Here is a 14366-nt window from a genome sequence, read left to right on the forward strand (position 1 = left end):
GTACTTCACGGTGCCTCCTTTTACCAGAGACGTCGAAGCCACCGATCCCCTCCGGACATCCTAGGAACGAGGAAGTCCCACGAGTTTCGCCGACTCGTCCCAGAGCAGGTCACAGCGGGTCTCGTCGGTGGTGTGCGGGGCGGTCGGCACGGCCTGGCGCTCGACGTAGAACCGCCCGGTGACGCCCTCGACCTCGGACGCGGTGGCCAGCCAGACGGGCGTGTCCGCGCCGGTGTCGGGCCCGGGGATCGCGGGGTCGCGCTGGAACCGTTCGCCGAACGCCTTCAGCTCGCCGCGCGAGTTCCGGCCGAGCCCGGTCCCCTTGATGATCCCCGGATGCGCGCCGTTCACGGTGATCCGGGTGCCGGACAGCCTGCGCGCGAGGGCGTAGACGAACATCGCGTTCATGTTCTTGGTCCGCCCGTAGAGGTGGAACGGCACGAAGTCCGGCCCCCAGGACTCGTCCCGGCCCGTCAGGTCGTCCAGGTCAACGGGTACCTCCGCCAGGCGCTCCGGATCGGCGCCGACGACGATGAAACGCGCGGACCGCCGGTCGCCGAGGGACGCCGCCAGTTCCCGCAGCAGCAGATAGGGCGCGAGGTGGTTGGTCGCCAGGGCGACCTGGAGCCCCTCGGCGGTCGTCTCGTCCGGGTCGGCGATCACGGCGGCGTTGCTGATGACGACGTCCGGCGGCGGCCCGGCCGCCAGACGGGCTGCGAGCGCGCGCACCTCGGCCATCAGCGACAGGTCCGCGCGTTCCACCTCCAGAACGGCGCCCGGCACGCCGCCCGGCACGGCCCCCGGCACGCCGCCAGGCACAGTCTCCTGCACAGCGTCCGCGATCCGTTCCCGCGCCTCCTTCAGGCTCTCGTCCGTACGGCCGACCAGCACGACCTCGGCCCCGCGCGACGCCAGCGAACGGGCGATCGCCTCGCCGATCCCGCGGGTGGCTCCGGTGACGACTGCTCTCATCACGACCCCTCCTCCAACGCTAGGTTGACGTCGTCAACCTAAATCGGCGAAGTTGACAACGTCAACCTGTCGATCCGGGCCCGGCCCGCTCGTGTAGGAGGCGAGAACACGAGATCGAAAGGACACTGAAGCCATGAAGACCCTGATGAGCGGCCTGGTGATGGTCGAGTCGCCCCGCTGGCACGACGGCCGCCTGTGGTTCGCCCACTGGCTGACCCACGACGTCGTCGCCGTCGACCTCGACGGCAAGAGCGAGGTGGTGGCCCGCTCCCCCATCCCCATCCCGTTCTCCATCGACTGGCTGCCCGACGGGCGCCTGCTCGTCATCGCGGGCACGCGGCTGCTGCGCCAGGAGGAGGACGGGACGCTGGTCGAGCACGCCGATCTGAGCGAGGTGAACGGCGGCCGCGGGTTCAACGAGCTGGTCGTGGACCGGCGCGGCAACGCCTACGTCAACGGCGCCGGCTTCGACATGATGGCGGGCGAGGCCCCGGCTCCCGGCTTCGTGGTCCTGGTGACCCCGGACGGCGAGGTACGGACGGTGGCGGGCGGCATCCAGTTCGGCAACGGCATGGCCATCACGCCGGACGGGTCCACGCTGATCGTGGCCGACTCCTACGCCAACTGCCTGCTGGCGTTCGACATCGCCGCGGACGGGAGCCTGTCGGGCCGCCGGGTGTGGGCCGACGCGGGCGACGGCGTGCCCGACGGTATCTGCCTCGACGCCGAGGGGGCCGTCTGGTACGCCGACGTGCCCAACAAGCACGTCCGGCGGGTGCGCGAGGGCGGCGAGGTGCTCCAGACCATCGACTTCGACGACGGCTGCTTCGCCTGCATGCTGGGCGGCGAGGACGGCCGGACACTGTTCGTGCTGACCTCGGTGTGGCGCGGGGTCGAGGGAGCCACGGGCGACCAGGAGCGCACCGGCCGCGTCCGCATGGTGGAGGTGGCGGTGCCGCACGCCGGAAGGCCCTGAGCCTGCACGCCGGAAGACCCTGGGCCGTAATGCCCTGATATGGGAAAAGGATCGGTTCTCCTTGGTCCACCCCCGGTAATGATCACCGACGGCGCGATGCGGCTTCCGGTGTGACAGCTCCGGTGTGACGAAGGAGAACCATGTTCGTGAGACGTGTGCTGGCCTGCGCCACCCTCGCGGTGGCGGCGGCCTCCGGGTCGGTGACCGCGCGTGCCGCGGCCTATCCCGACCCGCCGCCCGACCCGACCGTTCCGAAGAACGGCGGGCTCTACGTCGCCAAGGGCGGTGTGGCCGAGATCCATTTCGCGCCGAGCTTCACCGCGAAGATCAAGCAGCTGCACGCCAAGCTCCGCTACATCTCGCCCTGGTACGCGCTGCCCGGCGGCGCCGACACCGGGTTCGGCATGCCGGTCGGGTCCGACCGCGACACCTTCACCGACCCGAACCGGATCACCTACCCGGGCGGCCTCGCCATCACCGACTACAAGGGCAACACCGGCGCCATCAACGGCGTGTGGCTACGGCTCGCGCCCGGCGGCTTCTTCGCCGTTCCCTGGGTGAACGGCAAGCGCCTGGAGGGCGAGAAGTACCTGCTGTCGTTCAGCGTCCTGGAGGCGTTCGCCAAGCTCAAGGAGCACGGCGGCGGCTTCGGCCCGAAGGGGCTGAGCCTGTACGCGACCGGCGACCTGTCGCAGCTGATCGACTCCTACGCCGAGGTCCCGGCGGGCACCGGCGCGACCAAGCCGTACGTCAAGGCCGGCGAGCCGGTCGGCGTCATCAACGTCGCCTGGAAGGACAAGGCGAACGCCCAGCAGGCCGCGAACGCCGCGCAGCAGGCCCTGCAGTCCGTGCAGTCGGGGCAGTCGGGGCAGTCGGGGCAGTCGGGGCAGTCGGGGCAGTCGGGGCAGAACGGGCAGGCCGCGCCGGACGGGCAGCCCGGCACGGCGCCGTCGCACCGCTGAGACTGACCCGGTTCATGGGAGTTTTGCCAGGCATTACACGCCGCTGACTCCCAAAGATCGCGAACCCCGGGCGGATCCGAGCACGATCATCTGTTGTGATCGTTCGCACCGAGTCCGTCCGGGGACCGCGACCATGAAGAAGGCGCTGGTAGTGGCCGGAACGGCCGCCACCGGAGCGGTGGGCCTCGCCCTGCTCGCCCCGGTCGGCCTGTTCGCCCGCGAGCACGTGTCCCCGACCGCCCGCCCGTACGACCTGAGCAGCGTGCCGGTGCAGATCGGACGCGCCCAGACCTACCTGCGGCAGCGGCCCTCGGACGCCCGCGTCTGGGCGGAGCTCGGCAGCGACTACGTCGAGCAGGCCCGGCTGTCCGGCGATCCCGTCTACTACGCCAAGGCCGGCGGGGCCCTGCGGCGTTCGCTGAGCCTCGATCCGCACCGCAACACCGACGCGTTCATCGGCATGGGCGCCCTCGCCGTCGCGCAGCACCGCTTCGCGGCGGGCGAGCGGCTGGCGCGCACGGCCCAGCGCCTGGACCCGCACCGCTGGTCGGCGTACGGCGTCCTCGGCGACGCCGCGATCGAGCTGGGCGACTATCGCGGCGCCGAACGGCTGCTGGAACGCATGCTGCAACTGCGTCCCGGCGTCGCGTCCTTCACCCGCGCCGCGCATCTGCTGGAGCTGAAGGGCGACACCCGCAAGGCCTTCGACGCCCTGCACCGCGCGGCCCACACCGCCGCGACGCCCCAGGACGTGTCGTACTGCCACTTCCGGCTCGGCGAGCTGTCCTGGAACACCGGCCGTACGGCCCAGGCCCTCGACGAGTACGGCCGCGCGCTCAACGCCACGCCCGGCAACCCCTACGCGCTGGCAGGCCAGGCCAGAGCCGAGGCCGCGGTCGGACGCACCGACGAGGCCGTCGCCGACTACACCAAGGCGACGTCCCGCCTCCCCTCACCCCAGTTCCTCCTTGAGCTGGGCGAACTCCAGCTGGCCCGCCACCAGCCCCAAGAGGCCGCGCGGCAATTCGAACTCCTGGCCGCCCAGGAGCGCATCCTGCACGCCAAGGGCGTCGTCGACGACCTGACCATCGGCCGGTACGAGGCCGATCACGGCGATCCCCGTTCGGCCGTACGGCACCTGAAGGCCGAATGGGACCGCCGCCAGACCGTGGACGTCGCCGACGCGCTCGCCTGGGCTCTGCACCGCGCCGGCAAGGACCGCGACGCCCTGGTCCGCGCCCGCTGGTCGATGCGGCTCGGCGGCCGTACGGCACCTCAGGTGTTCCACCTGGGCGAGATCGAGCGCTCCCTCCGGATGCGCGCCGCCGCGGCCCGCCACCTCCGCCAGGCCCTCGCCATCAACCCCGCGTTCTCGCCGCTCTATGCCGACCAGGCCAGGCAGGACCTCTCGGGTTCCGGGAGTTCCGCCCGATGATCGTTCCCGCGGTGCCGCCCGCCGTCGTGGCCCATCCGCTCGGGAACTTCAGCGTCAACCACTACGACGGCCTCCAGATCGGCCGCGACCGCATCGTGGACAACGCGATCGTCGACTTCGCCGAGATCCCGACCCTGCAAGACGACGCCGTGGCGAGCGACGACCCCGCCGCCATCTGCACGGAACTCTCCCGATCGCTCCGCGCCTCCGCGGCAGGCCGCCCGCTCACCTTCCGTACGGGCCGCAGCGCCCTCACCTACCGCCCCGGCGCAGCGGGCCTGCGCACCAGCCGCGTGACCTGCGAGCTGACCGCCCCAGCCCACATCGACGACCGGACGAACCTCACCTTCACCAACGCCTTCCGCGCCGACCGAGTCGGCTGGCGCGAGATCACCGCCACCGCCGTGGACGTCCGCCTCACAGCCTCGACCGCGCCCGGCACCAGTGTCTCCAAGCAGCTCATGTCCTACCCCCGCGACCTGCTCGGCTCGCCCCTGGACGAACGTTCGGCCCGCATCACCGCAGAGCCCGGCCACTCCACCGCCGCAGCCCCGGCCCACGCCCTCCCCGCCGCCAACGACCTGGAACGCCTCACCGGCCCGGCCGCCCACAGCCTCGACGACATCATCGGCGCCAACCGCGTCACCCCGCTGATGGCCGGACTGGCGCTCCTCCTGGCAACGGCCCTGGGCGCCGCGCACGCGCTCCTCCCCGGACACGGGAAGACCGTGATGGCGACCTACCTGGCAGCCCGCCAAGGCCGCCCCCGCGACGCCGCCATCGTCGGCGCCACCGTCACCCTCACCCACACAGCCGGAGTCCTGCTCATAGGTCTCCTCCTCACCCTCTCCTCCCTGGCCGGAGACTCGGTAGTCCAGTGGCTGGGAGTGGCGTCCGGAGCCCTCATCGCCGCCGTAGGCGCCGCCCTCCTGACCTCAGCCCGCCGCCGACGCCACCAGCACACCCACGGCCACACCCACACCCACACCCACACCCATCGAGCAAACCTCCTAGGCCTGGGCATAGCCGGCGGCCTGGTCCCAAGCCCGTCCGCCCTGGTTGTCCTCCTAGGAGCCGTAGCGCTGGGCCGCACCGCATTCGGCGTCGCCGCAGTCGTCTCCTACGGCGCCGGGATGGCCGCGACCCTCACCGCCGCAGGCCTGCTCGTCCTCCGCGTCCGCAGCACAGTCAAGCTGGGCCACCACGCCCGCAAACTCGGCCCGTACGGCGCGTTGCTGACCGGCGGGCTGATCCTGCTGGCCGGTACCGCGATCGCCGCCCGCAATCTCGGCGCACTGCTCTGAACGCCCACCGATCGGGGAGACCATGAAGGTTCTGCTGACCTCCACCATCGCCTGCGCGACCGCCGCGTCCGCCCTCACCGCCGGACTCCTTGCCGGACCGGGCATCGAGATCAGCCAGGCGTCCAGCCACGTCGACGCACCCCGCCTCATCGCCGACCCGCAGATGGACGGCTCGGACCTCTATGCCCACACCTGCCCCGACGACCCCGCCTCGGTCTGCCTCATCGCCGACTACACCCCCGCCCAGCACGGCGCAGGACGCCCGTTCGCCGACGACGCCCGCTACGAGATCCACATCGACCAGAACGGCGACGGCGCCCCCGACCTCACCTACCGCTGGACCTTCGAGAAGCCCGACGCCCGCGACGCCCAGCACTACACGCTGGAAGAGATCCCCAAGGGCGCCAAGCCCCGCACCCTCATCACCAACGCCGTCGCGCCCCTCTCCCGCTACGGCGCCGCCGAGGCCCGAGCCGCAGCCGTCGAGCACCTCCCCGGCGGCGGTCGCACTCTCGCGTTCAAGGCCGCCGACCCGTTCTTCAGCAACTCCAACATCGTCGGCCTAGCCCTAACTGGCACCACCCTCGTCCCGCCCATCGACCTCATCCAGGCTCTCAACGGCAACGTCAACGCCCTGGCGCTCCAGATCCCCAAGTCCCACCTGGCCCTCAAGGGCGACCCGACCCGCAACCCGGTCATCGGCGTCTCAACGACAGCCGCCCGCCGCACCATGACCCTCGACAAATCACCCGAGACCTACCCGCAGATGTCCCGCCTCGGCAACCCGTCCGTGGACGTCCTCACCTTCTTCTCCATGGGCGAGCAGATCAACTCGATGTCCGCTTCCCAGATCGCCCGCGACCACGCCTTCGCCAAGTTCGTCACCGAGCCCGGCGCCCCCAAGCTCATCGCAGGCCAGCACTACGGTTTCGAGGTCCCCCAGACCCCCCGCAAGGACCTCTGGCAGACCTACCTGACCGGCATCGCCAAGTCCACCGGCCCGATCCAGCGCGACCTCAACTCCCCCACCCTCAACCGCGACGCCGACCCCGACCAGATCGTCCCCGCCGACGAACTCCGCCTCAACATGACCACCCCGCCCACCCCCAGCCCCAACCGCTTCGGCCTCCTGGAGAACGACCCCCAAGGCTTCCCCAACGGCCGCCGCATCAACGACGACATCCAGACCAGCCTGGTTCGCATGCTCATGGGCGAGCCCCTCACCGACGGCGCCCCCAGCCTCGTCATGGGCCAGAACAACCAGGTCACCGGCCCCAAAGAACCAGTAACCCGCCAGTTCCCCTACCTAGCAGTCCCCCACGCCTGACCAACCACCGCCGCCAACCGCTCCAGCACATCGACAGCGCTGACCAGATCATCCGCCACAGGCGTCACCAGCACATGGTCAGCGCCCGCATCCAGATGCTCACCGACCCGCCGCGCGATCGCCTCCTCATCACCCCAGGCCCGCGTGGCGTCCAGCAGCCGATCACCACGCCCGGCGATCTCGTCCTCGCTGTACCCGAGCCGCCGGAAGTTGTCCGCGTACGCCTTCACCTGCACGCCCTGAGCAACGCCCTCCCGCAGCTTCGCGCGCGCCACCGCCGGATCCGTCTCCAGCAGCACGGACAGCTGAGGAATCAGCAGCTTGTCCGCCCCAAGGATCTCCCGCGCGAACGCGGTGTGCTCCACGGGGGTGTTGAACGGATGCGCGCCGTCCGCCCGATCGCGCGCGAGCTCGAGCATCTTGGGGCCCAGCGCCGCGAGCACACGTGGGAACGGCACGGTCGGGACGGTCGCCGCGCCGGGCCTGGCAGGCACCCCCGCGTCCATCTCGTCGAGGTAGCGCCGCATCGTGCTCAGCGGCCGCCAGTCGGTCGCGCCGGCCAGCTCGGCCTGGAAAGGGTGCCCCACCCCGATGCCGAGCACGAACCGTCCCGGATAGGCCTCGGCCAGCGTGGCGCCGCCCGCCTGCATCGTGACGCCGGGGCGCGCCCACACGTTGGCGATCCCGGTCCCGACCACGATCCGCTCCGTCGCGGCCAGGTAGCTGCCGTACTCGGCGAACGCCTCCCGTCCGCCGATCGTCTCGCCCGCCCACACCGACCCGTACCCCAGCGCCTCGATCCGCGCCAGCTCGCGCCGCGTCACCTCGATCGGCGCGACTCCGTACCGCGCCTTCATCAGCCACACGCCCACCCGCCCAAGCCGCCGCCGAGCGTCGCCCACCACGTCGTCCACCATCAGGCATCCCTTCTCCAGTTAAACTGAGGCGCCCTCCATTTAAGTGGAGGACCCCTCCGGAATCAAGGGAGCATGATCATGCGCGCGGATGCGCGACGGAATTACGAGCGGCTGCTGGCGGAGGCCGAGGCGCTCATCTCCGAGCTGGGGACGGACGCGCCGCTGGAGGAGATCGCGCGCCGCGCCGAGCTCGGAATCGGGACGCTGTATCGGCACTTTCCGACGAGAGAGGCTCTGCTTGAGGCGCTGCTGAGGGAGCGGTTCGACGGGCTTCGGGCGCTGGCCGAGGAGCTGATGAACGGTCCGGACGCTTTTGAGTCGCTGGCCGAGTGGTTGCGGAGGTTCATCCTCGGGGCGGGGGTCTATCGGGGGCTGGCGGCCTCGATGGTGGATGCGATCCAGGACGAGTCTTCGAGTCTGCACGCTTCGTGTTTGAGCATGCGGGAGGCGGCTGCGGAGCTGCTCGTTCGGGCGCAGGGGGCGGGGGCGGTGCGGGCGGAGGTCACGCCGGTCGATGTGCTGGTGATGGCGAACGCCGTCGCCTGGGCCATGGATCGGGCTCCGGGCGACGGCGAGGCCGGGGAGAGGCGGCTGTCGATGGTGCTTAGGGGGATGCGGGTTTAGTCAGGAGGCTTCGGCGAGGTTCATGCGGGCGTGGAGGCGGCGTAGGGGGCGGGGCATCCACCAGTTGCGGGAGCCCAGGAGGGTCATCGTTGCGGGGACCAGCAGCATGCGGACGATGGTGGCGTCGAGGGCGATGGCCAGGACCAGGCCGATGCCGATGGACTTGATGGGGGCGAAGCCGCCGAAGACGAAGCCGGTGAAGACGACGCCGATGAGGAGGGCGGCCATGGTGACGATGCCGCCGGTGCGCTGGAGGCCTTCGGCTACGGATTCGCGGGGGCCGTCGCCGGCGAGCCAGCGTTCGCGGATGCGGGAGAGCAGGAAGACCTCGTAGTCGACGGAGAGGCCGAACGCGATGGCGGCCACCAGGACCGGGACGGTGAGGTGGACGTAGCCGAGTCCCTGGGTGCCGAGCAGGCCCGCGAAGTGGCCGCTCTGGAAGATCCAGACGACTGAGCCCAGGGCCGCGCCGATGCTCAGGACGTTGGTGATCACTGCCTTGATGGGCAGGACGATCGAGCCGGTGAAGGCGAAGAGCAGGATCATCGTGAGGGCGGCCATCAGGGCGAAGGCCCAGGGCAGGCGCTGGTGGAGCATCGCCTTGTAGTCGATGAGGCGGGCCGTGTCGCCGGTGACCTCCACGCGGAACGGGGTGTTGAGGGCCCGGATGTCGTGGACGGCGGAGCGGGCGGGGCCTTCGCCTGGGCCCTTGGGGGTGGCCAGGAGGACGGTGAGGTTGGGGCCTGCCTTGACCGTTTCCAGTTGGGCCACGCCTCGCATGCCTTGGATCTGGTGCTGCATGGCCTGCAAGGCGGGGTCGGTGGTGGGGGCGTCGGCGACTACCTGGATCTTGCCGCCCCACTGGGTGCGCTCGGGGTAGTGCGCGGACATGTCGTCCCACATCTGGCGGGTCGCGGTAGAGGTGGGCAGCATCCGGGGGTCGCCCTGGGAGATGCGCATGCCGAGCGCGGGGAGGGCGAGGGTGAGCATCACGATGCCGGTCGCGACGAGGGTGAGCAGGGGGCGGCGCTGGACGGCGCGGGCCACGCGGGCGAAGATGCCGCGGCCCGTGCGCTCCTTGGCGGGCGAGATGCGGTGGCCGAAGCGGACCAGGAGGGCGGGCAGGAGGGTCAGGGCGGCCAGCATGTCGACCAGGACGACGGCGGCGCCGGCCATGCCCATCGAGCGGAGGAACGGGTCGGGCAGCACGAGCAGGGCGGAGAGCGCGACGGCGACGGTGAGGCCGGAGAACACGATGGTGCGGCCGGCGGTGGCGGTGGTGCGGTCGACTGCGGCGCGGACGTCGGGGGCGGTACGGCGTTCCTCGCGGAAGCGGTTGACCATGAGGAGGGCGTAGTCCACGCCCAGCCCGACGGCCAGCATGGTCGTGATCTGGATCGAGTAGACCGAGACGTCGGAGACCGTGCTGAAGGCGTACAGGACACCGAACGTGCCGCCGATGCCAACACCCGCGATGAGGAGCGGGAGCCCGGCGGCGAGCAGGCCGCCGAAGACGACCAGGAGCAGGACGAGCACCACGGGCATGCTGAGCATCTCGGCGCGGGCGACGTCCTTCTGCGCCTGGCCGTTGAAGTCGGAGTCGGCCAAGGGGCCGCCGCCGACGCTGACCTTGGCGCCGTCGATGGCCTTGAGGCGGGCGGCTGCGGCCTTGGCGGTCGTCTCTTCGTGGTCGCCTGGCGTGATGCCGACGTCGACCAGAAGGGCGTCGTTCTTGGCCGATGGGAGGGGTCTGCCGACGTCGGCCACGCCGGGGACCGTGCGTACGGCGGCCAGGGCGGACTCGACGGACGGGTCTCCGGCGCGCTTGCCGACGATCACGGCGGTGATCCGTTCGGGGCGCGGCGCCAGGTCGTCCAGGCGCTTCTGGGCGTGTGCCGACTCGCTGCCCGCGACGCGGCCGACGTCGGGGGTGAGCTTCCCGAACACCCCGGTGCCGACGCCGAACCCGGCGATGACCAGGAGGGTCCAGACGACGAAGACGAGGTACGGCCGCCGGACGGCGATGCCGGTGAGTGTGCGTGTCATGACAGCCTCCATAGGGTTGGCAGCTGCCCTGATCGTCGTTCCGCGGCATGGTCCGGCGGATCGCCGGTAGGAGCGGAGTTGCGTCCCGCTCTCAGGAGGGAGTGGGCGGAGCGGTCTCGCCGGGACGGACCAGGCCCGCCTCGTAGGCGAGCACGACGGCCTGGACGCGGTCGCGCAGCCCGAGCTTGCTCAGCAGGCTGCTCACGTGGGTCTTGACGGTGTGCTCGCTGACGTAGAGCTCGGTCGCGATCTCGGCGTTGGACAGGCCGCGCGCGATCTGCCGCAGCGTGTCGGACTCGCGCGCGGTGAGCGACTCCAGCCGGGCGCGGTCGACGGGCGTCGCCGACGCGGGCGTTCCGGTCCCGACCACGTGCGCGATGAGGCGGCGGGTGACGGTCGGCGCGAGCAGCGACTCCCCCGAGGCGACCACGCGGATCGCGCCGACGAGCTCGTCGCGGCGCATGTCCTTCAGCAGGAAGCCGCTGGCGCCCGCGCGGAGGGCGTCGTAGACGTACTCGTCGAGGTCGAACGTGGTCAGCACGAGCACCTTGGCGTCGGTCTCGCGGCAGATCGCCGCGGTCGCCTCGATGCCGTCGACGTTCGGCATCCGGATGTCCATGAGGACGACGTCGGGGCGCAGCTCGCGCGCGGCGGCGATCGCCTCGGCCCCGTCGGAGACCTCGCCGACCAGGTCCAGGTCGGGCTGCACGGAGAGGATCATCGCGAAACCGTCGCGGACCAGGGCGAGGTCGTCGGCGATGAGCACGCGGATCGGCGCTGTGCCGGGCACGATCGCAGTGTGGGCCACGAACGCAGTGTGGGCCACGAACGCAGTGTTGGCCACGGGCTACACGATGGGCAAGTCGGCCGCGACGCGAAAGCCCGTTCCCTCCGGGCGGGGGCCGTAGACCAGCTCACCGCCGGCGGCCACGACGCGTTCGCGCATGCCGGTGAGCCCGTGACCTCCCCCAACGCCGCCGTCCGGCGCATCGCCGTGGCCGTCGTCGGACACCTCCAGCCGCAGCGCGCCCTCGTCCCAGCGAACGCGGACGACGACCGTGCCGGCGCCCGCGTGCTTGACCACGTTGGTGAGCGACTCCTGAACGATCCGGTAAGCGGTGGCGGCGAGGTCGGGCGGAACGGGCCGTGACGCGCCCTCCTCCTCCAGCCTCACCTGGAGCCCGGCGTCGCGTACGCCCGCCGCCAGCGCGGGAAGCCCATCCAGGCCGGGCAGCGGCCGCCGGTCGGCGTCCTCCGAGCGCAGTACGCCGAGGACCCGGCGCAGTTGTGCGAGCGTCTCGCGCGCCGTGCTCCCGATCGTGTCGAAGACCCGCTCGGCCCTGCCCGGGTCGCTGCGCACGACCGCCGAGCCGCCCTCGGCCTGGATGGCGATCATGCTGACGGAGTGGGCGAGGATGTCGTGCATCTCGCGCGCGATCCGCTCGCGTTCCCTGGTCGCGGCGGCCTGCTCCTCCTCGGCGTGCCGCAGCGCGCGTTCCTCCAGCATCGCGATCCGGTCCCGGCGGGCCCGCGCGGTCGTGCCGAGGGCGTGCGCGACGGCGAACGCCATCCCGACCACCCCGAGGTTGGCGAACTCGTCGCCGGGGATCAGGATCGAGCCCGTCACGCCCGCGACCGTCCCGGCGATCGCCAGCGCCCGCTTTCCCGGCGGGCAGAGGTCGGCGAAGGTGTAGGTCATCACCAGCTGCACGGCCGGGAACTGCCCGAGCAGCTTGGCCGGGGCGAGGAACGAGGTGCCGAGGCCGCAGAGCAGCGTCATCGCGAACGGGTACCGCCGCCGCCACATCAGCGGCAGTGAGTAGGCCGACGCCACGAGCGGGACCCACCACTCCAGGCGCCCGTTGATGCCCGCCTGGAGAACGACGTTGAGCCCGCACGCGATGGTGATCACGGCGTCCACGGCGACCGGCGGTAGCCGCCTGAGCGCCGCGAGGATCTCCACGGCCCCAGTATCGGCGCCGGGCCCGCGGCGCGTCCTCACTCTCAAGAGCGAGGCCCGCTCCCCCGCCTCACCGACCCTTGAGGAGCTCCACGACGGGCGCGAACGTCTCGACGAACGGCGAGGGCACGGTCACGTACGAGATCCCGAGCTCGTCGCGCCGCCGTTCCAGCGTGTCGGCCATCTGCCGCGGCGTCCCCGACAGCGCCACCACCGACCCGGCGTCGCGCAGGTCGGCGAGGCTGACGCCCATCCGTCCGGCCAGCCATTCGGGTGCGTCGTCGCCGACCACCTGCACGCTGCCGCACAGCTCGATCTCGTCGAACCGGTCCCCCGCCGCGTCCCGCACGATCTTCACGCGTTCGGCGAGGCCCGCCTCGTCGGTCAGCGGCGGGATGCCGAACGCGATGGTGTCGGCCTTGGCCGCCGCCATCGACAGCATCCGCGGCCCGCCGCCCGCGACCAGGACGCGGGGCCGGGTGCCGGTACCGCCGTAGACCCCGTCGACCGGCGTGGCCAGCGCGTCGATGACCTCGCCGATCCGCTCGATGCGCTCGCGCGGCGTGCCGTACGGCAGGTCGAACACCTCCGCGTCGGCCTCGGCGCCCGGACGACCCGCGCCAAGCCCCAGTTCGAAGCGGTCGCCGGTCAGCAGGGCCATCGTGCCCGCCTCCTGGACGATCTGGTTGACCGGGCGGAACGGGACGGCCAGCACGAACGACCCGACGTGCAGGTCCGTGGTGGCCGTGGCCGCTGCGGCGAGCGCGGGCAGCGTCGCCATCATGGGCGCGCCGTCGGGCATCAGCATGGTCGAGAAGCCGTTGCGCTCGGCCTGCCTCGCCAAGCCCGTCCATTCGTCCGCGGTACGTGCGAATCCCGACACCAGTCCAAAGCGAAAGTTCGTCATGGCCTCAGAATGAGTGAGCACCCACTCATTTGTCAAGAAAGCCTTCCGGCCCGAGCCGGAAGGTGCGAATCAGCGGGGCTAGCGGGTGCCGTGGGCCAGCAGCGCGCACGCGGGCAGGGTCACCCGGCCGTCCTCGCCGACGGGGAACGTGGCGATGATCCGGTCGTACTCGGCGCGGATCTTGGCCACGGTGGAGGGGTCCTGCCGGTTGATCACCGCGCCGTTGCACGCGGTCCCGGCGACCACGTCGTCCCACCAGGCGCCCGGGTCCACGGTGTGCTCCCAGCGCAGCGTGTCGGCCCCGGCGCCCGCGAACCCGGCGGCGCCGAGCAGCCCCGCGAAGGCCTTGGGCTCGGCGTAGACGCCGAACGGCTGGGCGGCGGGCACGTCGTCGGGCTGCCCGACCTCGGCTGCCTGCACGGCCTCGGAGAAGACCTTGTTGGCGCGCATGTCCGGGTAACGCCAGCAGGTGAGCGCGATCCGGCCGCCGGGACGCAGCACCCGGTACAGCTCCTCGATCGCGGCGGGCGGGTTGCCGGTGTGGTTGATGACGTAGTTGCCGACGACCGCGTCGAACTCCTCGTCGGGGAACGGCAGCTCCGGCAGCGTCGCGAGCTGGACGTGGGTGTGCGGGTGGCGCCGCGCGACGACCTCCAGCATGTCCAGGTCGGCGTCGGCGGAGGTCACCTGGGCGCCCAGCTCCAGCGCCGCGGCCGTCACCGGACCGGGCCCGCAGCCGATGTCCAGCAGGCGCGTCCGCGGGCCGACCCGGGTGCTGTTCAGCAGCGGCTCCACGGTGTGGGCGGTCAGCCGGGCGAACCCCCGGTCGTACGCCTCGGCCCGGCCCGGCCAGTTGGCGCGCTCGAACGCGTCGAAATCCATCAAGCAACCCTTCCCACGCACATCACAGCATCACGAAGTCACAGCATCACGGCG

Annotated in this window: 13 protein-coding genes; 6 read left to right on the forward strand and 7 right to left on the reverse strand. The window is 71.5% G+C overall.

Features of this window, described 5'->3' with window-relative positions; all coding sequences use genetic code 11:
• Window positions 1–60: 60 nt before the first annotated feature.
• Complete coding sequence (locus J4573_RS21205) at window positions 61–972, reverse strand: SDR family NAD(P)-dependent oxidoreductase (protein ID WP_208257511.1); 912 nt, start codon at window positions 970–972, stop codon at window positions 61–63.
• A gap of 133 nt (window positions 973–1105) precedes the next feature.
• On the opposite strand from J4573_RS21205, the gene J4573_RS21210 reads away from it, so the two are divergent.
• The 5 genes from J4573_RS21210 (at window position 1106) to J4573_RS21230 (ending at window position 6976) form a co-directional block, all read left to right on the forward strand.
• A complete protein-coding gene (locus J4573_RS21210) occupies window positions 1106–1948 on the forward strand; it encodes an SMP-30/gluconolactonase/LRE family protein (RefSeq protein ID WP_208257512.1) in 843 nt (280 codons plus the stop codon).
• Between the two features lie 140 nt (window positions 1949–2088).
• A complete protein-coding gene (locus J4573_RS21215) occupies window positions 2089–2910 on the forward strand; it encodes a hypothetical protein (protein WP_208257513.1) in 822 nt (273 codons plus the stop codon).
• A 133-nt stretch (window positions 2911–3043) separates the two neighbouring features.
• Window positions 3044–4345, forward strand: coding sequence for a tetratricopeptide repeat protein (locus J4573_RS21220; RefSeq protein ID WP_208257514.1), 1302 nt, complete (start codon window positions 3044–3046; stop codon window positions 4343–4345).
• Window positions 4342–5649 carry a High-affinity nickel-transporter gene (locus J4573_RS21225; RefSeq protein WP_208257515.1) on the forward strand — a complete coding sequence of 436 codons (1308 nt, stop codon included), beginning with the start codon at window positions 4342–4344 and terminating at the stop codon, window positions 5647–5649. The genes J4573_RS21220 and J4573_RS21225 overlap by 4 nt, the downstream gene beginning before the upstream one ends.
• 22 nt (window positions 5650–5671) lie before the next feature.
• Window positions 5672–6976 carry a DUF4331 domain-containing protein gene (locus J4573_RS21230; protein ID WP_208257516.1) on the forward strand — a complete coding sequence of 435 codons (1305 nt, stop codon included), beginning with the start codon at window positions 5672–5674 and terminating at the stop codon, window positions 6974–6976.
• Here the strand turns inward: J4573_RS21230 and J4573_RS21235 are convergent.
• On the reverse strand, window positions 6952–7893 hold the full coding sequence (locus J4573_RS21235) for a TIGR03620 family F420-dependent LLM class oxidoreductase (protein WP_208257517.1): 942 nt from the start codon (window positions 7891–7893) through the stop codon (window positions 6952–6954). The genes J4573_RS21230 and J4573_RS21235 overlap by 25 nt on opposite strands.
• 78 nt (window positions 7894–7971) lie before the next feature.
• Here J4573_RS21235 and J4573_RS55425 point away from each other — a divergent pair, with 78 nt between their 5' ends.
• Entirely contained in the window at window positions 7972–8517 is a 546-nt protein-coding gene (locus J4573_RS55425) for a TetR/AcrR family transcriptional regulator (protein ID WP_279575535.1), read from the forward strand.
• Here the strand turns inward: J4573_RS55425 and J4573_RS21245 are convergent, their stop codons facing one another.
• The 5 genes from J4573_RS21245 to J4573_RS21265 form a co-directional block, all read right to left on the reverse strand.
• The gene (locus J4573_RS21245) at window positions 8518–10563 is read right to left on the reverse strand and encodes an MMPL family transporter (protein WP_208257519.1); all 2046 of its coding nucleotides are present in this window, start codon (window positions 10561–10563) and stop codon (window positions 8518–8520) included.
• Between the two features lie 91 nt (window positions 10564–10654).
• Window positions 10655–11371 (reverse strand): response regulator, encoded by a 717-nt coding sequence (locus J4573_RS21250; protein ID WP_307796756.1) that lies wholly within the window; start codon window positions 11369–11371, stop codon window positions 10655–10657.
• A gap of 39 nt (window positions 11372–11410) precedes the next feature.
• On the reverse strand, window positions 11411–12526 hold the full coding sequence (locus J4573_RS56145; protein ID WP_208257520.1) for a sensor histidine kinase: 1116 nt from the start codon (window positions 12524–12526) through the stop codon (window positions 11411–11413).
• A gap of 67 nt (window positions 12527–12593) precedes the next feature.
• Complete coding sequence (locus J4573_RS21260; RefSeq protein WP_208257521.1) at window positions 12594–13430, reverse strand: LLM class flavin-dependent oxidoreductase; 837 nt, start codon at window positions 13428–13430, stop codon at window positions 12594–12596.
• 78 nt (window positions 13431–13508) lie between these two features.
• Window positions 13509–14312 carry a class I SAM-dependent methyltransferase gene (locus J4573_RS21265; protein ID WP_208257522.1) on the reverse strand — a complete coding sequence of 268 codons (804 nt, stop codon included), beginning with the start codon at window positions 14310–14312 and terminating at the stop codon, window positions 13509–13511.
• Window positions 14313–14366 lie beyond the last annotated feature (54 nt).

The organism is Actinomadura barringtoniae (genome assembly GCF_017573505.1).
In the GTDB taxonomy this organism is placed as follows: domain Bacteria; phylum Actinomycetota; class Actinomycetes; order Streptosporangiales; family Streptosporangiaceae; genus Spirillospora; species Spirillospora barringtoniae.

Excerpts from the sequence above, each read along its gene's own strand:
- J4573_RS55425 (WP_279575535.1), top strand. The coding sequence starts at position 7,972 with ATGCGCGCGGATGCGCGACGGAATTACGAGCGGCTGCTGGCGGAGGCC.
- J4573_RS21215 (WP_208257513.1), top strand. The coding sequence starts at position 2,089 with ATGTTCGTGAGACGTGTGCTGGCCTGCGCCACCCTCGCGGTGGCGGCG.
- J4573_RS21210 (WP_208257512.1), top strand. The coding sequence starts at position 1,106 with ATGAAGACCCTGATGAGCGGCCTGGTGATGGTCGAGTCGCCCCGCTGG.
- J4573_RS21230 (WP_208257516.1), top strand. The coding sequence starts at position 5,672 with ATGAAGGTTCTGCTGACCTCCACCATCGCCTGCGCGACCGCCGCGTCC.
- J4573_RS21205 (WP_208257511.1), bottom strand. The coding sequence starts at position 972 with ATGAGAGCAGTCGTCACCGGAGCCACCCGCGGGATCGGCGAGGCGATC.
- J4573_RS21265 (WP_208257522.1), bottom strand. The coding sequence starts at position 14,312 with ATGGATTTCGACGCGTTCGAGCGCGCCAACTGGCCGGGCCGGGCCGAG.
- J4573_RS21220 (WP_208257514.1), top strand. The coding sequence starts at position 3,044 with ATGAAGAAGGCGCTGGTAGTGGCCGGAACGGCCGCCACCGGAGCGGTG.
- J4573_RS21260 (WP_208257521.1), bottom strand. The coding sequence starts at position 13,430 with ATGACGAACTTTCGCTTTGGACTGGTGTCGGGATTCGCACGTACCGCG.
- J4573_RS21245 (WP_208257519.1), bottom strand. The coding sequence starts at position 10,563 with ATGACACGCACACTCACCGGCATCGCCGTCCGGCGGCCGTACCTCGTC.
- J4573_RS21225 (WP_208257515.1), top strand. The coding sequence starts at position 4,342 with ATGATCGTTCCCGCGGTGCCGCCCGCCGTCGTGGCCCATCCGCTCGGG.
- J4573_RS21235 (WP_208257517.1), bottom strand. The coding sequence starts at position 7,893 with ATGGTGGACGACGTGGTGGGCGACGCTCGGCGGCGGCTTGGGCGGGTG.